At 36.4% G+C, this 338-nt stretch carries 1 protein-coding gene; it reads left to right on the top strand.

The genetic code is table 11. The features are described 5' to 3' along the window. The coding region (locus IDG60_RS03215; protein WP_481906078.1) for a PTS fructose transporter subunit IIB at positions 1-338 on the top strand (338 nt) is incomplete at both ends.

Raw genomic sequence — 338 nt, 5'->3', positions numbered from 1 at the left:
GGTTCAAGCGGCATTAAAAACCATTTAACTGAACAAGATATTGAAAATGCAACAGGTATCATTGTTGCTGCTGATGTTCATGTTGAGACGGATCGCTTCGATGGTAAAAATGTCGTAGAAGTACCAGTAGCAGATGGTATTAAACGCCCAGAAGAATTAATTAATAAAGCATTAGATACAAGTCGTAAACCTTTTGTTGCCCGTGATGGTCAAAGAAAAGGTAACTCAAATGACAGTCAAGAAAAATTAAGCCCAGGTAAAGCATTCTATAAACACTTAATGAACGGTGTTTCTAACATGTTGCCACTTGTAATATCTGGTGGTATTTTAATGGCAAT

This window comes from Staphylococcus sp. EG-SA-2 (genome assembly GCF_017152085.1).
This window is presented reverse-complemented; position numbering and strand designations above follow the sequence as displayed.